This window comes from Neorhizobium galegae (assembly GCF_017877135.1).
Lineage (GTDB): Bacteria > Pseudomonadota > Alphaproteobacteria > Rhizobiales > Rhizobiaceae > Neorhizobium > Neorhizobium galegae_A.
On the sequence record NZ_JAGIPH010000005.1, the window covers coordinates 1 to 20,693 of the forward strand.

Below are 20,693 nucleotides of genomic sequence, written 5' to 3' on the forward strand. Positions count from 1 at the left end.
CTCGTCAGTGAGTGGGCTTATAGATCCACCACCCCCAAAACGTCAACACTCAAAAATCATAAATCTCACAAAATCTCGCAAGACATTGATTTTATGGGGGAAATTTCGGCAGCGGGAAGAGCATGACACTTGCTCGGCTTCGGACGGCGGCGTTCGAGACCCCTCCTCGCCCTTTGCGGGTCGGCATTTTAAGCGCCGACGTCCCCGCCCGTGTCGGGGAATGCGGATTAAAGCTTCGCATGCATGCGTCTTGCTCATGATGCACCCTGACTCGCCTCCCGCTCGCAACTCTTTCGGGTGCGCACGAAAGGAAAAACGGTGGATGCCTGCTCTTCCCCATACGCATCCGTGGCGCGCGCCCCTACAATTCCACAATCCGAGCGTAAGGGCATCCGGACGCCGAGGGGGCGGGACAGGCCGGCGCGTCCGGTTTCTAAAATTTGACTCTTAGGCTCTAATTCGGCACATCCTTGCGCCGATGCACGCCTAAGACCGCGCAACAGGGGAGAGCACCACAGGAATGACGACGCCTCGCAGCTTGCTGTCTTCTCTGGGGAACGAGGCGCCGATCCTTGCGGATGGGCGACGTGCGCCCGATCGACGCGAGATTTCACTGCGCTGGCTGTCGGGCACGTTTCTGACCGGCATCACCTCTTCGATCCTGATGGGCGTGGCGCTCTTTGCAGCCCTTGACGGGCGCCAGCAGCTGGCGATCCCGGCGGAAGCCTTTGCAGCACTTCCCGTCAGTGGCAAGGCGGATGCGGTATCACGCGGCGGGCGCCTGCTCTCCAACAACGTGATCGCCATGCCGACGGACCGTAAGGTTCTGGAAGTGGCAACCGTCGTCAAGGAAGGCGCCAAGGAAGTCGTTCGTCGCCAGCCGTTCTCGCATGTGAAGATGGCGCTCGCGGCAAACCATGTGGCCACGGAGAATTACCCGCCCTTCGATCCGCTGACGATCTTTTCCAGCGGCGAGGGCGATAGCGGCGCCCCCTCGAATACCGGCATGATCTACGGCTCCGAAGTGGAGACCGATGTCAGCCTTCAGACGGTCCCCTTTCCCGTCTCGTCTGCGAAACTGCCCTTTGCGCCGGGCATGTCGCTCGACGAGGTGGAAGAGAATGTTCGCACCAACGGGTCGATCCTGACTGACGGGACTGCGCAGATTTCTGCCCTCACCTATGTCGACCCGCAGCGCTTTGATGGCGACGCCGATGCGCTGCCGTCGCTCGGCGGCCCCTTGTCGGCACGCGTGGTGGAAGAGAACATGTCGGTGTCGGCGCCGGAGCCGACAACCGCCAAGACGCGCGACTATGCCGAGGACGTCATCCCGCTGCGCCAGCCGCTCGACGTCGTCGAGGCCATGGCCGCCGTCGGCTATCCGAAGGAACAGGCGAGCGATATCGCAAGCCATTTTGCCGAAAAGCTCGGCACCCCGCAATTGCAGCAGGGCGACGTGCTGCGCATCGGCCTCATCCAGGAAGGCGAGATGGTATCGATCATCCGCGCCAGCCTGTACCGCAAGGGTGAGCATGTGGCGACGATTGCCGTCGATGATCGCGGGCGGTTCGTCAACGGCGCCGAACCGATCCATCTCGATGCAGTCGACAGTGCGTTTTCCGAAGACGCGCCGACGATCCTGTCTGGCCGCGAATTGCCCAGTGTCTATGACGGGATCTACAGGGCAGCCTTGTCTTACGGAATGACCGCCGACATGACGGCGACCATGGTGAAGCTTCTGGCGAGCACCGTCGACCTGCAGGCCCAGCTGAAACCGAGCGACACGATCGAAGCCTTTTTTTCGGCCGCCGACGAACAGGGTCGTGCCGGTCCCCGCTCCGAACTTCTCTATGTCAGCGCAAAATTCGGCGATACGGTCACACGCTTCTACCGCTACCAGAACCTCGAGGACAATTCGGTCGATTATTTCGACCAGGACGGCAAGAGCATTCGCCAGTTCCTGCTGCGCAATCCAGTCCCGAACGGCCGGTTGACCTCCGGATTCGGCATGCGACGGCACCCGATCCTCGGCTATTCGCGCATGCATACCGGCACCGATTGGGCAGCCCCCCGCGGCACGCCGATCATTGCCACCGGCAACGGCATCGTGGAACGGGCCGGCTGGGCCTCCGGCTATGGCAACCAGACGATCATCCGCCATGCCAATGGCTATGAAACCTCCTATAACCACCAGAGCGCGATCGTGAAAAGCGTGCGGGAGGGCGCGCGCGTGACGCAGGGCCAAGTCATTGGCTATGTCGGCTCCACCGGATCGTCAACCGGCGCGCACCTGCATTACGAACTGATCGTCAACGATACCAAGGTGGATTCGATGAAGGTGCGACTGCCGGGCGGAAAATCGCTCTCGGGCACGCCGCTTGCCCGTTTCGAGGAAGAGCGCAAGCGCATCGATGCGCTGCTGACCAGCAATGGCAGCGAGCAGGTCGCATCCAAGTAAGAACCTGCCGGGCAAATTCTCCGGCGCTCCCAGCGTAAAGAAGAGGGCCACCCCGGAGGATGGCCCCTGATCGTCATGCCGCTTCGGCAAGATGCTTCTTCACGGAGAAGAGCAACCGGTCGGAACCGGCACTGACCTTCACCGTCGAGGCATCCGGTACCGTACCGCCGAGGATCTGCTCGGCGAGCGGATCCTGAACGTATTTCTGGATCACCCGCTTCAACGGACGTGCCCCATAGACCGGGTCATAGCCCTTGTCAGCCAGCCATTCCCGGGCATCCGACCCGAGTTCCAGCGTGATCTTGCGATCAGCCAGGAGCTGCAACAGGCGCACCATCTGGATATCGACGATGGCGCCCATCTCGCTGCGGGCGAGACGATGGAACAGGATGATCTCGTCGACGCGGTTCAGGAATTCCGGCCGGAACGAGGCCTTCACCACGTCCATCACCTGTTCGCGAACACTATCGACATCCTGCCCCTCGCCGAGACTGGTGAGATATTCCGCACCGAGGTTCGAGGTCATGATGATGATCGTGTTCTTGAAGTCGACCGTGCGGCCCTGCCCGTCCGTCAGCCGCCCGTCATCGAGCACCTGCAGGAGAACGTTGAACACGTCCGGATGCGCCTTCTCGATTTCATCGAACAGCACGACCTGATAGGGCTTGCGGCGGATCGCCTCCGTCAAAGCACCCCCTTCGTCGTAACCGAGATAGCCGGGAGGCGCGCCGATCAGACGCGAGACCGAATGCTTCTCCATGTATTCCGACATGTCGAGGCGCACCATCGCCGTCTCGTCGTCAAAGAGGAAGCGGGCGAGAGACTTGGTCAGCTCCGTCTTGCCGACGCCGGTCGGGCCGAGGAAGATGAATGAGCCGATCGGCCGGTTCGGATCCTGCAAGCCGGCGCGCGAGCGACGCACGGCGCGCGAGACGGCCTGCACCGCATCACCCTGCCCGACGACCGACTTCGCCAGTTCGTCTTCCATGCGCAACAGCTTGTCGCGTTCGCCTTCCAGCATCTTGTCGACCGGAATGCCGGTCCAACGGGAGACGACATGGGCGATCGCATCCGGCGTGACGACTTCCTGCACCATGGAGGAGGCGGGATTATCCCTCTCCTCTGCTTCCTTCAGCGCCTTTTCCAGGTTCGGAATAACGCCATAGGTCAGCTCGCCGGCGCGCTGATACTCACCCTTGCGCTGGGCAATGGCGAGATCATTGCGGGCTTCGTCCAGCTGGCGCTTCAGGTCTGCGGCAAGGCCAAGCTTCTGCTTTTCCGCCTGCCAGCGGGCCGTCAGCGCATCGGCCTGTTCTTCGAGCGCAGTCAGTTCGCCTTCGAGACGCGTCAGCCGGTCGGCGGAGGCCGCGTCGGTTTCCTTCTTCAGGGCTTCGCGTTCGATCTTCAGCTGGATGATGCGGCGGTCGAGTTCGTCCAGTTCCTCGGGCTTGGAATCCACCTGCATGCGAAGCCGCGAAGCCGCTTCGTCCATCAGGTCGATGGCCTTGTCCGGCAGGAAACGGTCGGTGATGTAGCGGTTGGACAGCGTTGCTGCTGCCACCAGGGCGGAATCGGAGATCCGCACCTTGTGGTGCTGCTCGTATTTTTCCTTGAGGCCGCGCAGGATCGAGATCGTATCCTCGACCGTCGGCTCATCCACCATCACCGGCTGGAAGCGACGGGCAAGCGCCGGGTCCTTTTCCACATGCTTGCGATATTCATCGAGCGTGGTGGCACCGACGCAGTGCAGTTCACCGCGGGCAAGTGCCGGCTTCAAGAGATTGGAGGCATCCATCGCGCCATCGGCCTTGCCGGCGCCGACCAGCGTGTGCATCTCGTCGATGAACAGGATGATCTCGCCATTTTCCGACTGCACTTCGTTGAGCACGCTCTTCAGGCGCTCCTCGAACTCGCCGCGATATTTTGCGCCAGCAATCAGCGCGCCCATGTCGAGCGCCATCAGCTTCTTGTCCTTCAGGCTTTCCGGCACGTCGCCATTGATGATGCGCAGCGCCAGGCCTTCGGCAATCGCCGTCTTGCCGACGCCCGGCTCGCCGATAAGCACCGGATTGTTCTTGGTGCGGCGCGAAAGCACCTGGATCGTGCGGCGGATTTCATCGTCGCGTCCGATCACCGGATCCAGCCGGCCATCGCGGGCTTCCGTCGTCAGGTCACGGGCGAACTTCTTCAGCGCGTCAAAGCCCTGCTCGGCATTGGCGGTATCGGCGGTGCGGCCCTTGCGGATATCGTTGATCACCTGGTTCAGCGCCTGCGCGGTGACGCCGGCCTTCTTCAGGGTTGCCGATGTGGAGGCGGATGTCTCGATGGCCAGCGCCTGCAGCAGGCGTTCCACGGTGACGAAGCTGTCGCCAGCCTTCTTGGAGGCGTCTTCGGCGGTGGTGAAAACCTTGGCAAGAGGCTGCGCCAGATAGACCTGACCATTGCCGCCGGAGACTTTCGGCAGTTTGGCAAGGGCTGCGTCATTGGCGATGCGCGCGTCCTTGGCGCTGCCGCCGGCGCGTTCGATCAGCGACGAGGCCATGCCTTGCTCGTCGTCCAGCAGAACCTTCAGCACATGTTCGGCGGCGAATTGCTGGTGCCCTTCCGAAAGGGCATGGGTTTGTGCCGATTGCAGAAAACCGCGCACGCGTTCGGAGTATTTTTCGATGTTCATGACTGACCTCCATGGATCGTCCTGCCCTTATAAGGCGCAGACCGACAATTGAGATTGAGCTCCCTCAAAGGCGAGCCCGTGCTTCTGTCCCGAGTGGTTTGGAACCAAGCATCCTGACGCAGATATGGTGGGGCTTTTTGCCGGTTTAAAGACCGCAAAATGAAAAACCCCGGCCAAAAGACCGGGGCTTGATGATCGTCAGATCCTGCGGGATCAGGGGTTTATTCGCCTGCCGCATCGGCAAGCGAAGGCTCGCTCTCCGCCGATGCTTCGCCTTCACCCTCTGCCGTGCGACGCGGACGGCGCGGACGGTTGCTGGCATTGCGGCGGCGCGGCTGGCGCTCGCGCACTGCACCGCCCTCTTCCTCGATTGCCACCTCGGCAGGGGTGCCTTCGATGACCGGCTGCGGACCGCTGCCATCGATGACCGGCGCTGCTTCGGCAACGACCACAGGCGCTGCTGCAACCTTCGGCGGTGCAGGCTGACGCGGCGCCTGCTGGCGCGGGGCCGGCTGCGGCTGGGGCTGGGGCTGCGAGACCTGAGGCTGCGGCTGATGTTGCTGCGGCGCGTGGTACTGCTGGGACTGCGACGAAAAAGCGTTGTCGTCGGTATCGCCCATGTCCATCTCGTCGCCGTCGCGCTCGTTGTCGCGATCATTATAGTCCTGGCGATCGTCGCGCTGGACGCGTTCCTGCATCTGCGCCTGGGCTGCGGCAATGATGCGGTTATAATGTTCAGCGTGCTGGAGATAGTTTTCGGCCATGACGCGGTCGCCGGCGCTCTGCGCATCACGGGCGAGGGTCGAATATTTTTCCGCAATATGCTGGGCCGTGCCGCGGATCTTCACATCTGGACCGGAACTGTCGTAGGTCCGGGTCAGTGGATTGGAGCCCTTGCGGTTGAAGTTGTTACCGCCGCCACCGCCGCCGCCATTGTTGTTATTGTTGTTATTGCCACGCCCCCGACCACGCTTGTTTTGCTGTCCTGGCCTCATCGATCTTTCACCTGAATTCTTTGTGCTTTGCTGATTAAGGGCCACGCGGCCAGCCGGCATCTGCCGGAACAAGGCTTCACGTGCCGCGGACAGGGTCGATCCATCCGTCCCGCCGCTAGTGGAAGTCAGTTTATCTGAATCACACACTAGGTAACGTTCAACCCGTGAGGCCTCCCAAAGAAGGCCGCATTCCGGTTGAGCTTAACCTGAACGAATCTCCGTTCATTCCCAGCCGCCCAGTGTGTGCCCGCAACCTATCCCGCTTCATCTCCAAATCCAAGCCTTTTCTTTCGCGTCTGCAAAAGCGGCTTAAGGCTCGGCGGGATAATGATTTTTCCGCGCAAAAACCAATGCGCGGTCATTTCCCCCATAGTCGCTTAGCGCCTCGATCAAAGTATAATCATGCGCTGCAAACAAGGTGGAGACGGAAGACTTCTGATCGAAACCGATCTCCAGGCCAACCACACCGTCTGCTGCGAGAAACGCGCTCGCACCGGCAGCGATCGCGCGATAGGCATCAAGCCCGTCCGTCCCGCCATCCAGAGCCAGCATCGGGTCGAAATCTCGAACATCCGGCGAAAGGTCAGCGATCACACTGCTGTTGATATAGGGGGGATTTGACACGATTATGTCGAACAATCCCTCGATCCTGTCGAACCAATGGCTTTCCACAGCCGTAAACCGGTCGCCCACACCATTCAGGTCGGCATTCCGCCGGGCCGTTTCAAGGGCACCGGGCGCAATATCGGCGCCGATGGCAAAAAGCTGCGGGACTTCCGACAGGAGAGCAATGGCAATCGCCCCGGTTCCGGTACCGAGATCGAGAAGACGCGCCGAGCCTTTCTGCGCCACGATCCGCTTCAGAGGCGCAAGCATCGCATCGACCAGGATCTCGGTATCCGGGCGTGGCTCCAGCGTGTCTTTCGACAGAAGCAGGCGCACGCCGTGGAAATCCCGTTCTCCGAGGATGCGGTGGACCGGCTCATGCGCCAATCGGCGCGCGAGGGCTGCGTCAAGCCGCGCCATCTCCTCGCTCGACAGCACGCGGTCGCCCCGCAACACGAGGTCGGTCGGCGTCAGATCAAAAAGGCCACAGACCAGAACCCGCACATCGGTTGGCGCATCGGCAAAGCCCGCAGCCGCAAGCGTGGCGCGCGCCCCTGCCAGTGCGTCAGCAAGGGTCTGTGTCACGGCTGCTGCTCGCCAAGTTGCGCCAACTGGCCGGCCTGATAATCGGAGATCAGCGCATCGACCACTTCATCGATTTCACCCACCATCATGCGGTCAAGCTTATAGAGCGTCAGGTTGATGCGATGATCCGTCACGCGCCCCTGCGGGAAATTATAGGTACGGATGCGTTCCGAGCGGTCGCCCGAGCCGACCTGGCTCTTGCGGTCGGCCGAACGCTCGCTATCGGCCTTCTGGCGTTCCATGTCATACAGGCGCGAGCGCAGAACCTGCATGGCCTTGGCGCGGTTCTGGTGCTGCGATTTTTCCGAGCTTGTGACGACAAGACCTGTCGGCAGATGGGTGATACGCACCGCCGAATCGGTGGTGTTGACGTGCTGGCCACCGGCACCCGAAGAGCGCATCGTATCGATGCGGATGTCTTCGGGGCGCACCTCGATATCGATCTCTTCCGCTTCCGGCAAAACGGCAACGGTTGCGGCAGAGGTGTGAATGCGGCCGCTCGCTTCGGTTTCGGGCACGCGCTGGACGCGGTGGACACCGGATTCGAACTTGAGCTTCGAAAAGACGCCGCGCCCGGTCACCGTTGCGATGATTTCCTTGAAGCCGCCGGCTTCCCCTTCGCTTGCCGACAGGACCTCGACCTTCCAGCCCTTCGCGGCCGAAAAACGCTCATACATGCGAAACAGGTCACCGGCAAAAAGGGCGGCTTCCGATCCACCCGTGCCGGCGCGAATTTCGACGATAGCGCTTTTCTCGTCCGCAGCATCCTTTGGCAGAAGCAGGATCTGCATGTCCTTTTCGAGCGTCTCGATCCGCTTCTCGGCCTCGGGCAGCTCCATTTCGGCAAGCTCGCGCATCTCGCGATCCGTCGTGCGGTCGGCCAGCAACGCACGCAGATCCGCCTCCTCCGCCACGGCCTTTTCATATTCGCGGATCTTGGCCACAACCGGCTGAAGCTCGGAATATTCCGAGGCGAGCTTCACATAGACATCGGCCGCCGGGCCCTCCGACATGCGGGCCTCGATCTCGCCGAAGCGGCGCTCCAGCTCACGCATCTTTTCGACAGGAAGCTTCGCCACCGTCTTACACTCCGCTTGTTCTTGTTGTTGTTCTAGACGGGAATATTGTGTGCCGCTGCAAAGGCCACAAGAAGCTCGCGTACAGGTGTGATGGACGCCGTATCATCCAGCGCCGCATTGAGTTCGAAACTCAATCGCCCCGCATCGAGCCCCAGCAGCATGGCTTTCACCGGACCGATCGCCGTCGGCGTCATCGACACTGCGCGAAAGCCGATCCCGATCAGCGCCATCGCCGAGAGCGGCTTGCCGGCCATTTCCCCGCAAAGCGTCAGTGGCGTCTTGTTGCGCTCGGCAGCCCGGACGATGTCACGCAGGATCCGCAGAAAGGGCTTGCCCAGCATGTCGAAACGATCCGACACCCTGGCATTGCCGCGGTCTGCCGCCATCGAGAACTGGAACAGATCGTTGGAGCCGACAGAAACGAAATCCACATGTGCCATCAGCTCGTCCAGCTGCCACATCAGCGAGGGCACTTCCAGCATGGCGCCAAATTGCAGCTTGCGCGGCAGCGGGTGGCCGAACTTCGACAGATACTGCACTTCCTTCTGCATCAGGTCGCGCACGGCGCGGATTTCCGACACTTCCGTCACCATCGGCAGCATCATTTTGAGCTCTGCGCCGGCAGAGGCGCGCAGAAGCGCCCGAAGCTGCGTGCGCAACAATCCCGGCCGGTCCAGCGAAAGCCGGATGGCGCGCCAGCCAAGCGCCGGGTTTTCCTCTTCCTGATTGCGGAAATAGGAAACCACCTTGTCGCCGCCGATATCGAGCGTGCGGAACGTCACCGGATGGCCGGCCGCCTGGCGCAGCACATTGCGATAGAATGCCTCCTGCTCCTCGAGCTTGGGCATGGTGGAGGCGATCATGAACTGCAGTTCGGTGCGGAACAGCCCGATGCCATCAGCACCGGATTCCACCAGCTGCGGCAGGTCCACCATCAGGCCGGCATTCATCATCAGGCTGATGCGCTGGCCATCCTTGGTGACCGAATCCACATCGCGCAGGGCACGGAACTGTGCCTGCCGGCGGGCGCGCAGCTTGACCTTTTCCTCGTAAGCCTTGACGAGGTCAGCCATCGGCCGCAGATGCACCTGCCCATCATCACCATCGATGATGACCGGATCACGGTTTTCCGCAAGAGCCACAATGCCGGCCGCCTGGCCGACGACCGGAATGCCCATGGCGCGCGCCACGATCACTACATGGCTGGTGACGGCACCGTCTTCCAGAACAAGGCCGCGGATATTGGCGCGCGGATAATCGAGCAGTTCGGCGGCGCCCATGGCGCGGGCAAAGATCACCGCATCGGTCGGAAAGCCCTCATCGAAGGCGCGGCCGGAAAAGCCGGTCAGCTGGCGCAGCAGCCGGTTGGCGAGATCGTCGAAATCATGCATCCGCTCGCGCAGATAAGGATCGGTGAGGCGCATCATGCGCGCCTTGGTATCGCTCTGCACCTTTTCGACAGCCGCTTCTGCGGTGAGACCGTTGCGGATCGCCTCTTCCATGCGCCGCACCCAGCCCTGGTCATGGGCAAACATGCGGTAGGTTTCCAGAACTTCGCGGTGTTCCCCCTCCTGGGAGACTTCGCGGCGCGACAGCATGTCGTCGATCGACAGGCGCAGCGAGCCGATCGCCTCCACCAGCCGAACGATTTCCTTGTCGGCATCCTCGTTCAAAAGATTGGTGACGACGATTCGCGGCTCATGGAGAACCACATGGCCAAGGCCAATACCTTCGTTATAGCCGTCCGCCTCGATGGTGATGGCGCGCGTCAGGTCAAGCTCCAACCCCGGCTGGGTGATTTTCTTCAGCTCTCCGGTCGCAATCATCTCGGCAATTACCATGGCGGTGGTTTCCAGCGCCTCGACCTCGTCCTCGCGGTAATTGCGCTGCGCCTTGTTCTGGACGACGAGCACGCCCAAAGTGCGGCCGGCGCGCAAAATCGGCACGCCGAGGAAGGAGTGGTAAATTTCTTCTCCGGTTTCAGGCAGATAGCGGAAGGCCGGATGCGCCTGCGCGTCGGACAGATTGAGCGGCTGGGCGGAGGCGGCAATCGTGCCGACAAGGCCCTGCCCCATTTTCAGCTGCGCCAGATGCACAGAATCCTTGTTGAGACCTTCGGTGGCATAAAGCTCCAGTACGCCATCGGACCGCAGCACATAGACGGAGCAAACCTCCGCCACCATATTGCTGGCGATTTGGCGCACGATCCGGTCGAGCCGCTCCTGCGGCTCCAGCGGCTCGGCCATCAGTTCCCGCAGTCTCTTCAGCAGGACGCGCGGGCCCGCCGACAGGTCTCTCATCGGCATGTTCGCTCCCGAATTCGGCTCTGTCCCATCCGGAAGACGTTGCACCGACTCAAGCCTGAGGCGGCACAACCAACCGGTTCAAGATCAACTCTTATCCAGACCGTAGGCAGAATGCAAAGTCCGAACTGCGAGTTCGGAATAGGCGCCATCAATCAGGATCGAAATCTTGATTTCGGAGGTGGTGATGGCCTTGATGTTGATGCTTTTTTCGGCAAGTGCCTTGAACGCGGTCGCAGCCACGCCCGCATGGCTGCGCATGCCGATGCCGACGACCGACACCTTGCACAGGCCCGTCTCGTTCTGCACCACGTCGAAGCCGATCTTGGCCTTGTTGTCTTCCAGAACCTTCATGGCCTTTTCGACATCGCCGTAAGGAACCGTAAACGTCATGTCGGTGCGCGAGCCATCTTCGGAGATGTTCTGCACGATCATGTCGACATTGATATGCGCTTCGGCGAGCGGCCCGAAGATGGCTGCCGAAACGCCCGGCCGGTCGGCGAGGCGACGCAGCGAAATCTGCGCTTCATCCTTGGCATAGGCGATGCCGGTGACGACTTCCTGTTCCACGATTTCTTCCTCGTCGCAAATCAACGTGCCGGGCGGATTGATGAGGTCACCCATGCCCGGCGCATCGGGATCCTCGAAACTGGAGCGGACGAAGGTGCGCACTTTGTGGACCATGGCAAGCTCCACGGAACGCACCTGCAGCACCTTGGCGCCGAGGGATGCCATTTCCAGCATTTCCTCGAACGAAATCTTCTTCATGCGGCGTGCCTTGGGCACGATGCGCGGATCGGTCGTATAGACGCCATCGACGTCGGTATAGATGTCGCAGCGGTCGGCCTTGACGGCAGCGGCAATCGCGACCGCCGAGGTATCGGAGCCGCCACGGCCAAGTGTTGCAATGCGGTTATCGGGACCGATGCCCTGAAAGCCGGCGACCACGGCCACCTGCCCCTCACCCATGCGGCGCACAAGCTCTGCCCCGTCGATATCGACGATGCGAGCGGCACCATGGGTGTTGTCCGTGCGTATCGGGATCTGCCAGCCCTGCCAGGAGCGGGCATTGATGCCCATGGACTGCAACGCAATCGCCAGCAGCCCGGAGGTCACCTGTTCGCCGGAGGCCACGACGGCATCATATTCGCGCGCATCGTAAAAGGGTGAGCTTGCGCCGTTGACCTTGGGTGTATCCTGCACCCAGCCGACCAGTTCGTTGGTCTTGCCAGACATGGCGGAGACGACCACGGCCACTTCATGACCGGCATCGACCTCACGTTTTACATGGCGCGCCACATTATGAATGCGTTCGAGATTGGCGACCGACGTGCCGCCGAACTTCATGACAATGCGAGCCATATCCGACCAAAACCACCCTGATCGCGCAAGGCGTTGGACCCCGCGCGGCTGAAAATATGAAAAGCCTTATGCCATAGGGGAAAGGCTTGCGGCGTCCTCTTAGCGAAAAGGGTTCCACGGTGCAATGGGCAAGAGGCGGCCCGTAACGCGCAAACGCGGCACCTTGCGGGCGCCGCGTTTGTCTCTGTCGAAGATAGTCCGTGCTTACTGGCCGGGCGGCGGGCAAGGATTGTCCGGCGTGCAGCGGTTGCCAGGCGTCCAGCTGCCCTGCGGGCCGCGCGGGCGATCCCGGTTCTGATCCCCGTCGAAGCCCGGGCGTGCCTGCTCTTGACGCCTGCCGTCATCGGGGCGGCGGTTGTCGTCCGGGCGACGGTTGTCATCCGGACGCCAGCCTTGGTCATTGCCGCGGCGACCGCCATCCCAGTTGCGGTTGCCATCCCGACCATCAGGCATTGGGCGACCATCGAAGCCCGGGCGGCCGTCATAGCGGTTGCGATCGTCGGGCCGGTTTCTGTCATCGCGGCGGTTGTTATCGTCCCAGCGATAGCGGTCGCTCATGCCGTTGCGGTCTTCGTAGCGATAGCGGCCGTCCTCGCGGTAGCGGTTCGGATCGCGAATCGGATCATCGCGGCGGCTGTCGTAACGGGGCGGCGGCGGGGGCGGGGTATCGCGACGATAATCCCAGCCACGCCAGCGGTCGCGCTCGCGGTAGAAGTCACGACCGCTGTAATAGCGCCGCCAGTAGGTATCGACGTCGAAGGTGATCGTCGGAATGCCGAGCGGACGGTAATACTGGCGATCAACGTAGATGCGGTTCTGCCGATAGGTCGTCTGGATGTAGTTGCCCGACACCCAGCCGCGGCCGCGCGAGAACGACACGTCGCACCAGTTGACCGTATCGAGGCAACCATTGATGCTGATCGGGGCGCCGACCGGGATGACCACCACGGCCGGATAACGCGTGCTCGGGCCGGAGCGCATGTTGACGTTTGCGGTGGCAAAACCTTGCGTTGCCGCAGACGCAAGCGAGGGGAAGGCGAGCAACGCCCCCACCGCCAAAGCTTTGTAAATATGACGTTTCACTGGTTTCCTCCTTGGGAATTCTTGATACTCGGCGCAACGTCCCTTCGCCCGCCACAGGTCGTGCGGATTTTGGTTTTTTCATGTCGCGGGGGCATATATGGAGCCGGACCCGTCCCCGGTTTTTCCACTGCGACATTGTGAGAGGCTTGACAAGCGCGGCCCGTGGCCCGACTTCAGACACATATTGACAGGGAGCCGAACCATGACCGATGCCTCCGGCACGACAATTGACCAGGCGGAAGTGGACCGCTTTTCCGCCATGGCTGCGGAATGGTGGAGCCCCACCGGCAAGTTCAAGCCGCTCCACAAGTTCAATCCCGTGCGGCTTTCCTATATCCGCGACCGCGTCTGCGAAAACTTTGCCCGCGACCCCAAAAGCAACCGACCGTTCGAAGGCTTGCGCTTTCTCGACATCGGCTGCGGCGGCGGGCTGTTGTCGGAACCGATGGCCCGGATGGGCGCAACCGTTGTCGGCGCCGATCCGTCGGAAAAGAACATCCGCATCGCCCAGACCCATGCGGCAGAAAGCGGTGTCTCCGTCGATTATCGGGCTGAAACGGCCGAACAGCTGGCAGCCGCCGGCGAAACCTTCGACGTCATCCTCAACATGGAAGTGGTGGAGCATGTGGCGGACGTGAACCTGTTCATGACCACCTGCGCCTCGATGCTGCGCCCGGGCGGCCTGATGTTCGTGGCCACCATCAACCGCACCCTGAAGGCCAATGCGCTGGCGATCTTTGCGGCGGAAAACATCCTGCGCTGGCTGCCGAAGGGCACCCATCAGTATGACAAGCTGGTGCGGCCGGAAGAAATAGAACGCCCGCTCGACGCGTCGGGCCTCACCGTCACCCACCGCACCGGCGTGTTCTACAATGTGCTGCAGGACCGCTGGAACCTGTCGAAGGACATGGACGTGAACTACATGATGCTCGCCAGGCGCGAGGGCTGAGGCCCGCAGCGCAAGGCGCGGCAGACGTCAGTTCGTCTCGTCGGGCAGCACCGGTAGCGGCGCGATCTCGATGCCTTCGTCGATCAGGTCCTTCACATCGGCAAGGCTCGCCTTGCCCATGATGCCTCGGGCATCGGCTTCGCCGTAATGGATTTTTCGCGCCTCTTCGGGAAAGCGTTCACCCACATCCTCGGCATTCGCCTTGATGGTGGCGACCATCTCCTTCAACTTGGTGATGGTCTCCTGGCGCGCCACGTCCATTGCCACCTGCTGGCGCTCCTGCTTGCTGCGGGCGGTGGAAACGGAAGGGGCCATCAGGCTCTTGGAAATGGCCGCGGATCCGCAGACCGGGCAGGTCAGAAATCCGCTTTCCACCTGGCGATCAAAATCGGCGCTTTGCGAAAACCACCCTTCGAACGGATGCGCATTGTCACAGATGAGGGAATAACGGATCACGCCGCCTCGCCTCCGGCAGGCGCCACGGCCTGCGATTGTGCAAGCGTGAAGTCACGCGCATTCTTGAGGTTCGGGATTTTTGCGCGGGCGGCCTTGACCGCTGCGATATCGAGTTCGGCCATGACTACGGCTTCGCCTGCGCCGCCGGCCGATGCCAGCACGCGCCCCCAAGGATCGATGATCATCGAATGGCCATAGGTTTCGCGGCCATCCTCGTGAACCCCGCCTTGCGCTGCCGCAACGAGGAAGGCGCCGTTTTCGATGGCGCGGGCGCGCAGGAGAATTTCCCAGTGCGCCTCGCCCGTCTGGCGCGTGAAGGCGGCCGGAACCGTCAGGATCTCGGCACCGGCAACCGCTTCGGCACGAAACAGCTGCGGGAAGCGCACGTCGTAGCAGATGGCAAAACCCAAATTCGCAAATCCGAGATCCGTAACACGCGCCTCCGATCCCGGCTGATAGGCGGCGCTTTCGCGCCAGCTCTCGCCATTGTCGAGATCGACGTCGAACATGTGGATCTTGTCGTAGCTGCAGATGCGCGCCCCATCCGGCCCGAACAGGAAACCGCGATTGGCGATCTTGTCGTCATCACGCGCAATCGCCGTGGAGCCGACATGCACATGGATCTTGAGGTCGCGTGCAAGCTCTGCCGCCCGGGACACGATGATGTCGTTCTCTGCATTTCGCAGGATGGCGCGCAGCTCGGTGCGGTTCTTCTGCAGCGCGCCGGTCATTTCAGGCGTCTGGACATAGACGGCGCCCTTCGCCGCCGCGTCCCGTACAAGCCGCGCCATGGCATCCGCATTCCTTTGCGGATCAACACCGGAACACATCTGGATGGCTGCGACCTTCACCGTCATGTCACACCTTACGCAGCAAGCAGCGGATCGAGCTTGCCGTCACGGTCGAGCGCGTGCAGATCGTCGCAACCGCCGACATGACGACCATCGATGAAGATCTGCGGGAAGGTCGAACCGCCGTTCGCCTTCTGGATCATCTCCTGGCGCAGTTCCTGCGAGAACGTGGCGTCATGTTCCGTGAAGTTCACGCCCTTCGACTGCAGCAATGCCTTGGCGCGGGCACAGTAGCCGCACATCTGGCGGGTATAGATAACGACGTCTGCCATGATGATCTCCATGAAGAGCGATCGCGCTTGACCGCAATCGCGATACTGATCGTCATATAGGCTCGGTCAGCGCCATTGCAAAGGTCAAAACCGTGACCTCGGCGGCTCCCGCCCGCTTCAGGGCACGCGTCGCGGACGACACGGTGGCACCTGTGGTAAACACGTCGTCCACCAGCACCAGCCGCTTGCCGAAAACCTGATGCTCCTCGCCCTTGCGGACACGAAAGGCCGCCCGCACATTTTCCTCCCGGCCCTTCGCCGTCAGCCCCACCTGCCGGCCGGTGCGCTTGCGGCGCGTGAGGGTGCGCGTCAAAAAAGGGCGGCCGCTGAGGCGGGCGAGATGGCGGCCAAGTTCCGCCGACTGGTTGAACCGCCGCTTGAGAAGGCGCGTCCAGTGGAGGGGCACAGGGATGATGGCATCGCACAGCGCCAGGTGTTCACCGCCAGCGCGGGCCATCCAGGCGGCCATCATCGGGGCAAGATCGGTGCGGTCCCGGTATTTCAGCCCATGAACGAGATTGCGCGCCGGCCCCTCATGCAAAGCGACCGCCCGCAAGCGGTCGAAGATGGGCGGCTCGGCTATGGCCAGTGCCGAAACCATGCCCTCTCCCGGATCATGGGCAAAGGGCAAGCCCAGGATGTCGCAATAGGGTCTTTCGATGAAGCGCATGCGCGACCAGCAGGCGCCGCAAAGCGCATGGTGACCGGCCGTGCGCACGCCGCAGGCTGCACAGCAGGGTGGATAGACCAGATCGAGCAGAGGCCGCAGCAGGGCGCGCGGCGAAAACGATCGCGCGACGCCCTCGATTTTCTCCGCCTCATCCACCATGTCTTGACATTAGCGGCTCGTCAGCGCCCATGCGACACCAAAATGCAAGGGGTTCCGCCTGCCGACACACCCCACCTCAACGAAGACGGACAGACAGCATGGACATCCTTTTCGACCTGCCTTTGGTAACTGCACGGCGCGAACGCGCCATTGCGCGGGCCGTTGCGGGTGGTGACTTCCTGCTCGACATTGCAGCCAATGAACTGGCCGAGCGCGTCGGCGTGGTGGAACGCCATTTCGAGGAGGCCGTGGAACTGCATGGCGGCGGCGGCAACGCCGCACGCGCGGCGCTCAAGACCGGCAAGATCGGCCATCTGACGCGCATCGAAACGAGTGCAGCCTTCGCCGGACCCGGCGAAGACATCTCGCCGGCAGCACTCGAGGACATGCCGCTCGCCGACCAATCGGTCAATCTCGTCCTCTCGCCCCTGTCGCTGCATCTGACCAATGATACGCCGGGCATGCTGATCCGCATACGCCGAGCCCTGAAGCCGGACGGGCTGTTCATGGCCGCCATTCCCGGTGCCGGAACGCTCGTCGAACTGCGCGACGTGCTTCTGGCAGCAGAAGCCGAACTCTTTGGCGGCGCAAGTCCGCGCGTGATTCCGTTTGCCGATGTGCGCGACATCGGCGGCCTGATGCAGCGGGCAGGCTTTGCGCTGCCGGTGATCGATGCGGAAACCTATACCGTACGCTATGATACGCTGTTTCACCTGATGCGAGACCTGCGCGCCATGGGCATGAGCAATCCGCTGGCCGGGCGCAGCAGGACACCGCTGACGCGGGCCTTCTTCGTGCGGGCGGCGGAGATTTATGCAGAGCGCTATGCCGATCCGGACGGGCGCATCCGCGCCACCTTCACCATCGTCTACGCATCCGGCTGGGCGCCGCATGAAAGCCAGCAGAAGCCTCTGAAGCCAGGCTCGGCAAAGATGCGGCTGGCCGATGCGCTCCGCGTCACCGACAGCCCCGAATAGGCGTCGAAACACCGTCACTGGCCCGCAAGCGTGTCCGCAAGGAAGGTCAGCATATCCTGCAATATGCCGGAAAATGTAGTGAAGCCGGCAAGCACCACGGCAGACAGGACGGCAACCACAAGGCCGTACTCCACAGCCGTTGCCCCCTGATTGTCCGCGGCGAATTTCTTGAGGATCGACATCGTGCCCCCGGGTTCCATCCCGGGATGCATAGCATCCGTTCACTTACCGGCAGGTTACCGCGCTCAGCACACGCTCTCGCCGTCATAGCCCTGCGTGACGCAGACGGAGCCCGGCGTCTGCTGCAGCACGCTGCGGCGAATCGTGTAATGCTTGGTGCCTGATGCGTCCGGCTTGATCGATCCGGTGGTGATCAGATCGATTTCCTGTTGCACATTGGCCAGATGGCGCGGGTCGGATCGCTTCATCAACATGGGCGTGACGATAAGCGAAAGCGCGATCGCTGCGGTACCGAACAGCAGGGCGATGTTCAGAACGCCGGTTCTGCCGGACCTGAGCGTGACCCTTTGCTGGGCACGAACAGTCTTCCAGAATTCCTCATCCATGAGAGCCTCGTTACGCAATTACTTTATCGAAGCTGCATATTGCCCCATCGGGTTAAAGGATCTGTTAACGCCGATTCATTCGTGCCCGGCGAATTTTAAAAACTGTGGATAAATGGCAACGCCTGGCTTTTACGGGATCCGCCGGAGGCTCAGAGCAGGTCCTGCAGGAAGGGAATAAGCGGTTCGTCGGCCGGCGGCATGGGATAATCGCGAAGGGCCGCGGGCCGCACCCATTTCAGCGCCTGCCCTTCCCGACCCGCCGGTATACCCTCGTAACGCCGGCAAACGTAAAGCGGCATCAGCAGGTGAAACGTCTCATAGGTGTGGCTGGCAAAGGTGAGCGGCGCAAGGCAGGGTACGCGCGTGACGATGCCCAGTTCCTCGTGAAGCTCGCGCACCAGCGTTTCCTCCGGCGTCTCGCCGGGCTCCACCTTGCCGCCGGGAAATTCCCAGAGGCCGGCAAGGCTCTTGCCTTCAGGACGCTGCGCCAGAAGAATGCGGCCATCCGTATCGATCAGCGCGCAAGCGGCGACCAGAAGAATGGAGCGAGGCTTTGGCGTCTCGTCGACCCCGCTCATGCGCCGGTCTCCTGGCGCCAGTAGCGATACTGGTAGGCTTGGCGAAAACCGAAGCGGCCATAGAGCGAAAGCGCAGCAACATTGTCGTCATGCACCTGCAGCCAGGCGGTGCGGGCTCCACTGATACGGGCCCAGCGCAGGGCGGCCGTCAGCATTTCCGTGCCCGCCCCCTGCCGCCTGCGGTCGGCGGCAACGGCAAAGGACAGGATGCCGGCGAGATCCGCATCCTGTACGCAGAGCGCAACGGCAACCGGGCCTTCGCCGGGATTTTCCGCAATGAAAAGGCCGCTGACCGGCTTGATCGCCGACAGGATTTCGGCGAGCGCCGGCTTCAGCGACGCATCCTCGCCATGAACGGCAAGCGAGGCATCGATATAGCGGCCGATGTCATGGCTCGGCAGGTGGCCGAGCGTGTCGGGCAGTTCGAGCCCCGCCAGATCCGCCACCATGACGTTGACCGTTTCGAACGGTCGCCATCCCTGGCCGGCCAGCCGGTCGAGAAGCGGTTTTGGCGACAGCGGCGTTTCGCGCACCAGCAGCGGGCGGCCATAGTGTTCGAACCGCTTGCGGGCCTTTTCGATGCGCAGGTCGACGTCGCGATGATCCGACGGATCGAGCGGCACAAGGCAGTTCAGCCGCTTGGACGGGTGCCCGCCCGTCAGCCGCACCTGCCAGCTGCCGTCATAGACCACGGAGGCCGCCGGCCAGGCGCGGAAGCCGACAGCTTCCAGACGCCGGACAAGCGGAAGATTGCCGTGGGGAGAAATTGCCTGCATCAAAAGTTCAGCTCCGGTAGTCGCCATTGATGGCGACATATTCCTTCGTGAGGTCACATGTCCAGACGGTTGCTGTTCCCTGGCCAAGGCCGATATCGACACGGATGACGATATCCTCCTGCTGCATGACAGCCGTCGCTGCCGCTTCCGAATAGGCCGGATCGCGTTCGCCCTCGACCGCAACCCTGACGTCGCCGAACCAGATCGCCAGACGGTCGCGGTCGGCCATCTCGCCGGACTTGCCGACAGCCATCACCACACGACCCCAATTGGCATCTTCGCCCGCAACGGCCGTCTTGACCAGCGGAGAATTGGCAATGGAGAGCGCAATACGCTTGGCAGCCGCATCGTTCTCGGCACCGGTGACGGTGACTTCCACCATTTTGCGCGCACCTTCACCGTCGCGCACGACCTGGAGCGCCAGGTCCTTCAGGAGGTCGTTGAGGGCGGCGCGAAAGCCATCCAGGCGCGTATCGTCCGCCGCTTCCACCCGGACCTGGCCTTCGGCCTTACCGGTTGCAAACAGAAGAAGCGTGTCGGAGGTGGAGGTATCGCTGTCGACGGTGACCGAATTGAAGGTCGGGCCGACGCCCTCAGACAGCAGCGCCTGCAGGGCGGCCGGGGCGATATCGGCATCCGTTGCGACAAAGGACAGCATGGTCGCCATGTCCGGCGCGATCATGCCGGCGCCCTTGGCGATGCCGTTGATGGTGACGGTGACGCCACCGATGTCTGCGGTGCGCGTCGCAACCTTCGGATAGGTATCCGTGGTCATGATCGCCTTGGCGGCCTCCAGCCAGAAATCGCCGGTTGCGGCCGCCTGCATGTCACCCAGGACGCCCGCAAATTTCGTCGCATCCAGCGGCTCGCCGATGACGCCCGTCGAGGCGAGATAGACTTCGCCCACATCGCAACCGACGGCTTCGGACGCCGATTTCGCCGTCAGTTCCGTCGAGGCCCGACCCTTGACGCCGGTAAAGGCGTTGGCATTGCCGGAATTGACCACAACCGCGCGCGCCTTGCCATTGGCAAGGTTGGCGCGGCAGAAATCCACCGGTGCCGAAGGGCATTTCGAGCGCGTGAACACGCCCGCCACCGATGCCGGTTCATCGAACACCATCAAAAGCACGTCCGTGCGGTTCTTGTACTTGATGCCGGCGGCAGCCGTTGCCATGCGCAGGCCCTTCACGGCCGGCATGTCGGGATAGGATTTCGGAGCAAGGGGGGAAACGGTGGCGGACATTTGGCAAAAACCTGGACAAGAAAAGGCCCGCAGATGCGGGCCGGTTGATGA

At 62.2% G+C, this 20,693-nt stretch carries 19 protein-coding genes; 3 read left to right on the forward strand and 16 right to left on the reverse strand.

All coding sequences use genetic code 11. The features are described 5' to 3' along the window. Positions 1 to 520: 520 nt before the first annotated feature. Positions 521 to 2,458, forward strand: coding sequence for a M23 family metallopeptidase (locus J2858_RS15190; protein WP_210105677.1), 1,938 nt, complete (start codon positions 521 to 523; stop codon positions 2,456 to 2,458). A gap of 73 nt (positions 2,459 to 2,531) precedes the next feature. Here J2858_RS15190 and clpB read toward each other — a convergent pair whose 3' ends face one another. The 7 genes from clpB to J2858_RS15225 form a co-directional block, all read right to left on the reverse strand. After that, a complete protein-coding gene (gene clpB, locus J2858_RS15195; RefSeq protein ID WP_210105678.1) occupies positions 2,532 to 5,132 on the reverse strand; it encodes an ATP-dependent chaperone ClpB in 2,601 nt (866 codons plus the stop codon). Between the two features lie 221 nt (positions 5,133 to 5,353). Continuing rightward, positions 5,354 to 6,127 carry a DUF4167 domain-containing protein gene (locus tag J2858_RS15200; protein ID WP_210105679.1) on the reverse strand — a complete coding sequence of 258 codons (774 nt, stop codon included), beginning with the start codon at positions 6,125 to 6,127 and terminating at the stop codon, positions 5,354 to 5,356. 309 nt (positions 6,128 to 6,436) lie between these two features. Then, on the reverse strand, positions 6,437 to 7,318 hold the full coding sequence (gene prmC / locus J2858_RS15205) for a peptide chain release factor N(5)-glutamine methyltransferase (protein WP_210105680.1): 882 nt from the start codon (positions 7,316 to 7,318) through the stop codon (positions 6,437 to 6,439). Beyond that, positions 7,315 to 8,397: a peptide chain release factor 1 gene (prfA, locus tag J2858_RS15210; RefSeq protein ID WP_210105681.1), complete on the reverse strand. Its 1,083-nt coding sequence runs from the start codon at positions 8,395 to 8,397 to the stop codon at positions 7,315 to 7,317. The genes prmC and prfA overlap by 4 nt, the downstream gene beginning before the upstream one ends. Before the next feature lie 32 nt (positions 8,398 to 8,429). Continuing rightward, a complete protein-coding gene (gene ptsP / locus J2858_RS15215) occupies positions 8,430 to 10,697 on the reverse strand; it encodes a phosphoenolpyruvate--protein phosphotransferase (RefSeq protein ID WP_210106031.1) in 2,268 nt (755 codons plus the stop codon). 90 nt (positions 10,698 to 10,787) lie between these two features. Next, on the reverse strand, positions 10,788 to 12,062 hold the full coding sequence (locus tag J2858_RS15220) for an aspartate kinase (RefSeq protein ID WP_210105682.1): 1,275 nt from the start codon (positions 12,060 to 12,062) through the stop codon (positions 10,788 to 10,790). Positions 12,063 to 12,266: 204 nt separating this feature from the next. Then, entirely contained in the window at positions 12,267 to 13,145 is an 879-nt protein-coding gene (locus J2858_RS15225) for an SH3 domain-containing protein (protein ID WP_348635496.1), read from the reverse strand. 202 nt (positions 13,146 to 13,347) lie between these two features. Here J2858_RS15225 and ubiG point away from each other — a divergent pair, with 202 nt between their 5' ends. Continuing rightward, entirely contained in the window at positions 13,348 to 14,094 is a 747-nt protein-coding gene (gene ubiG, locus J2858_RS15230; protein ID WP_210105683.1) for a bifunctional 2-polyprenyl-6-hydroxyphenol methylase/3-demethylubiquinol 3-O-methyltransferase UbiG, read from the forward strand. A 27-nt stretch (positions 14,095 to 14,121) separates the two neighbouring features. Here ubiG and J2858_RS15235 read toward each other — a convergent pair whose 3' ends face one another. The 4 genes from J2858_RS15235 to J2858_RS15250 are packed head-to-tail and all read right to left on the reverse strand — an operon-like array spanning position 14,122 to position 16,502. Further along, positions 14,122 to 14,550, reverse strand: coding sequence for a DUF1178 family protein (locus J2858_RS15235; protein WP_210105684.1), 429 nt, complete (start codon positions 14,548 to 14,550; stop codon positions 14,122 to 14,124). Then, complete coding sequence (locus J2858_RS15240) at positions 14,547 to 15,407, reverse strand: carbon-nitrogen hydrolase family protein (RefSeq protein ID WP_210105685.1); 861 nt, start codon at positions 15,405 to 15,407, stop codon at positions 14,547 to 14,549. The genes J2858_RS15235 and J2858_RS15240 overlap by 4 nt, the downstream gene beginning before the upstream one ends. 8 nt (positions 15,408 to 15,415) lie before the next feature. Then, positions 15,416 to 15,673, reverse strand: coding sequence for a glutaredoxin 3 (gene grxC / locus J2858_RS15245; protein WP_210105686.1), 258 nt, complete (start codon positions 15,671 to 15,673; stop codon positions 15,416 to 15,418). Positions 15,674 to 15,725: 52 nt separating this feature from the next. Continuing rightward, entirely contained in the window at positions 15,726 to 16,502 is a 777-nt protein-coding gene (locus tag J2858_RS15250; protein ID WP_210105687.1) for a ComF family protein, read from the reverse strand. Positions 16,503 to 16,600: 98 nt separating this feature from the next. Here J2858_RS15250 and J2858_RS15255 point away from each other — a divergent pair, with 98 nt between their 5' ends. After that, positions 16,601 to 17,479 (forward strand): methyltransferase domain-containing protein, encoded by an 879-nt coding sequence (locus tag J2858_RS15255; protein ID WP_210105688.1) that lies wholly within the window; start codon positions 16,601 to 16,603, stop codon positions 17,477 to 17,479. A gap of 14 nt (positions 17,480 to 17,493) precedes the next feature. Here J2858_RS15255 and J2858_RS15260 read toward each other — a convergent pair whose 3' ends face one another. The 5 genes from J2858_RS15260 to argJ all read right to left on the reverse strand — a co-directional run bounded on the left by J2858_RS15260 (position 17,494) and on the right by argJ (position 20,642). Then, entirely contained in the window at positions 17,494 to 17,661 is a 168-nt protein-coding gene (locus tag J2858_RS15260) for a Flp family type IVb pilin (protein ID WP_210105689.1), read from the reverse strand. A 63-nt stretch (positions 17,662 to 17,724) separates the two neighbouring features. Further along, a complete protein-coding gene (locus J2858_RS15265) occupies positions 17,725 to 18,045 on the reverse strand; it encodes a hypothetical protein (RefSeq protein ID WP_210105690.1) in 321 nt (106 codons plus the stop codon). Between the two features lie 149 nt (positions 18,046 to 18,194). Then, a complete protein-coding gene (mutT, locus tag J2858_RS15270; RefSeq protein WP_210105691.1) occupies positions 18,195 to 18,623 on the reverse strand; it encodes an 8-oxo-dGTP diphosphatase MutT in 429 nt (142 codons plus the stop codon). Next, entirely contained in the window at positions 18,620 to 19,426 is an 807-nt protein-coding gene (locus J2858_RS15275) for a GNAT family N-acetyltransferase (protein ID WP_210105692.1), read from the reverse strand. Before J2858_RS15275 ends, mutT begins: the two co-directional genes overlap by 4 nt. After that, entirely contained in the window at positions 19,407 to 20,642 is a 1,236-nt protein-coding gene (argJ, locus tag J2858_RS15280; RefSeq protein WP_210105693.1) for a bifunctional glutamate N-acetyltransferase/amino-acid acetyltransferase ArgJ, read from the reverse strand. Before argJ ends, J2858_RS15275 begins: the two co-directional genes overlap by 20 nt. Between the last annotated feature and the right edge of the window lie 51 nt (positions 20,643 to 20,693).

Coding starts and splice junctions, on each gene's coding strand:
- J2858_RS15200 (WP_210105679.1), bottom strand. CDS start 6,127: ATGAGGCCAGGACAGCAAAACAAGCGTGGTCGGGGGCGTGGCAATAAC.
- J2858_RS15260 (WP_210105689.1), bottom strand. CDS start 17,661: ATGTCGATCCTCAAGAAATTCGCCGCGGACAATCAGGGGGCAACGGCT.
- J2858_RS15250 (WP_210105687.1), bottom strand. CDS start 16,502: ATGGTGGATGAGGCGGAGAAAATCGAGGGCGTCGCGCGATCGTTTTCG.
- J2858_RS15275 (WP_210105692.1), bottom strand. CDS start 19,426: ATGGCGACTACCGGAGCTGAACTTTTGATGCAGGCAATTTCTCCCCAC.
- mutT (WP_210105691.1), bottom strand. CDS start 18,623: ATGAGCGGGGTCGACGAGACGCCAAAGCCTCGCTCCATTCTTCTGGTC.
- argJ (WP_210105693.1), bottom strand. CDS start 20,642: ATGTCCGCCACCGTTTCCCCCCTTGCTCCGAAATCCTATCCCGACATG.
- J2858_RS15255 (WP_210105688.1), top strand. CDS start 16,601: ATGGACATCCTTTTCGACCTGCCTTTGGTAACTGCACGGCGCGAACGC.
- clpB (WP_210105678.1), bottom strand. CDS start 5,132: ATGAACATCGAAAAATACTCCGAACGCGTGCGCGGTTTTCTGCAATCG.
- grxC (WP_210105686.1), bottom strand. CDS start 15,673: ATGGCAGACGTCGTTATCTATACCCGCCAGATGTGCGGCTACTGTGCC.
- J2858_RS15220 (WP_210105682.1), bottom strand. CDS start 12,062: ATGGCTCGCATTGTCATGAAGTTCGGCGGCACGTCGGTCGCCAATCTC.
- J2858_RS15240 (WP_210105685.1), bottom strand. CDS start 15,407: ATGACGGTGAAGGTCGCAGCCATCCAGATGTGTTCCGGTGTTGATCCG.
- J2858_RS15190 (WP_210105677.1), top strand. CDS start 521: ATGACGACGCCTCGCAGCTTGCTGTCTTCTCTGGGGAACGAGGCGCCG.
- ubiG (WP_210105683.1), top strand. CDS start 13,348: ATGACCGATGCCTCCGGCACGACAATTGACCAGGCGGAAGTGGACCGC.
- ptsP (WP_210106031.1), bottom strand. CDS start 10,697: ATGAGAGACCTGTCGGCGGGCCCGCGCGTCCTGCTGAAGAGACTGCGG.
- J2858_RS15265 (WP_210105690.1), bottom strand. CDS start 18,045: ATGGATGAGGAATTCTGGAAGACTGTTCGTGCCCAGCAAAGGGTCACG.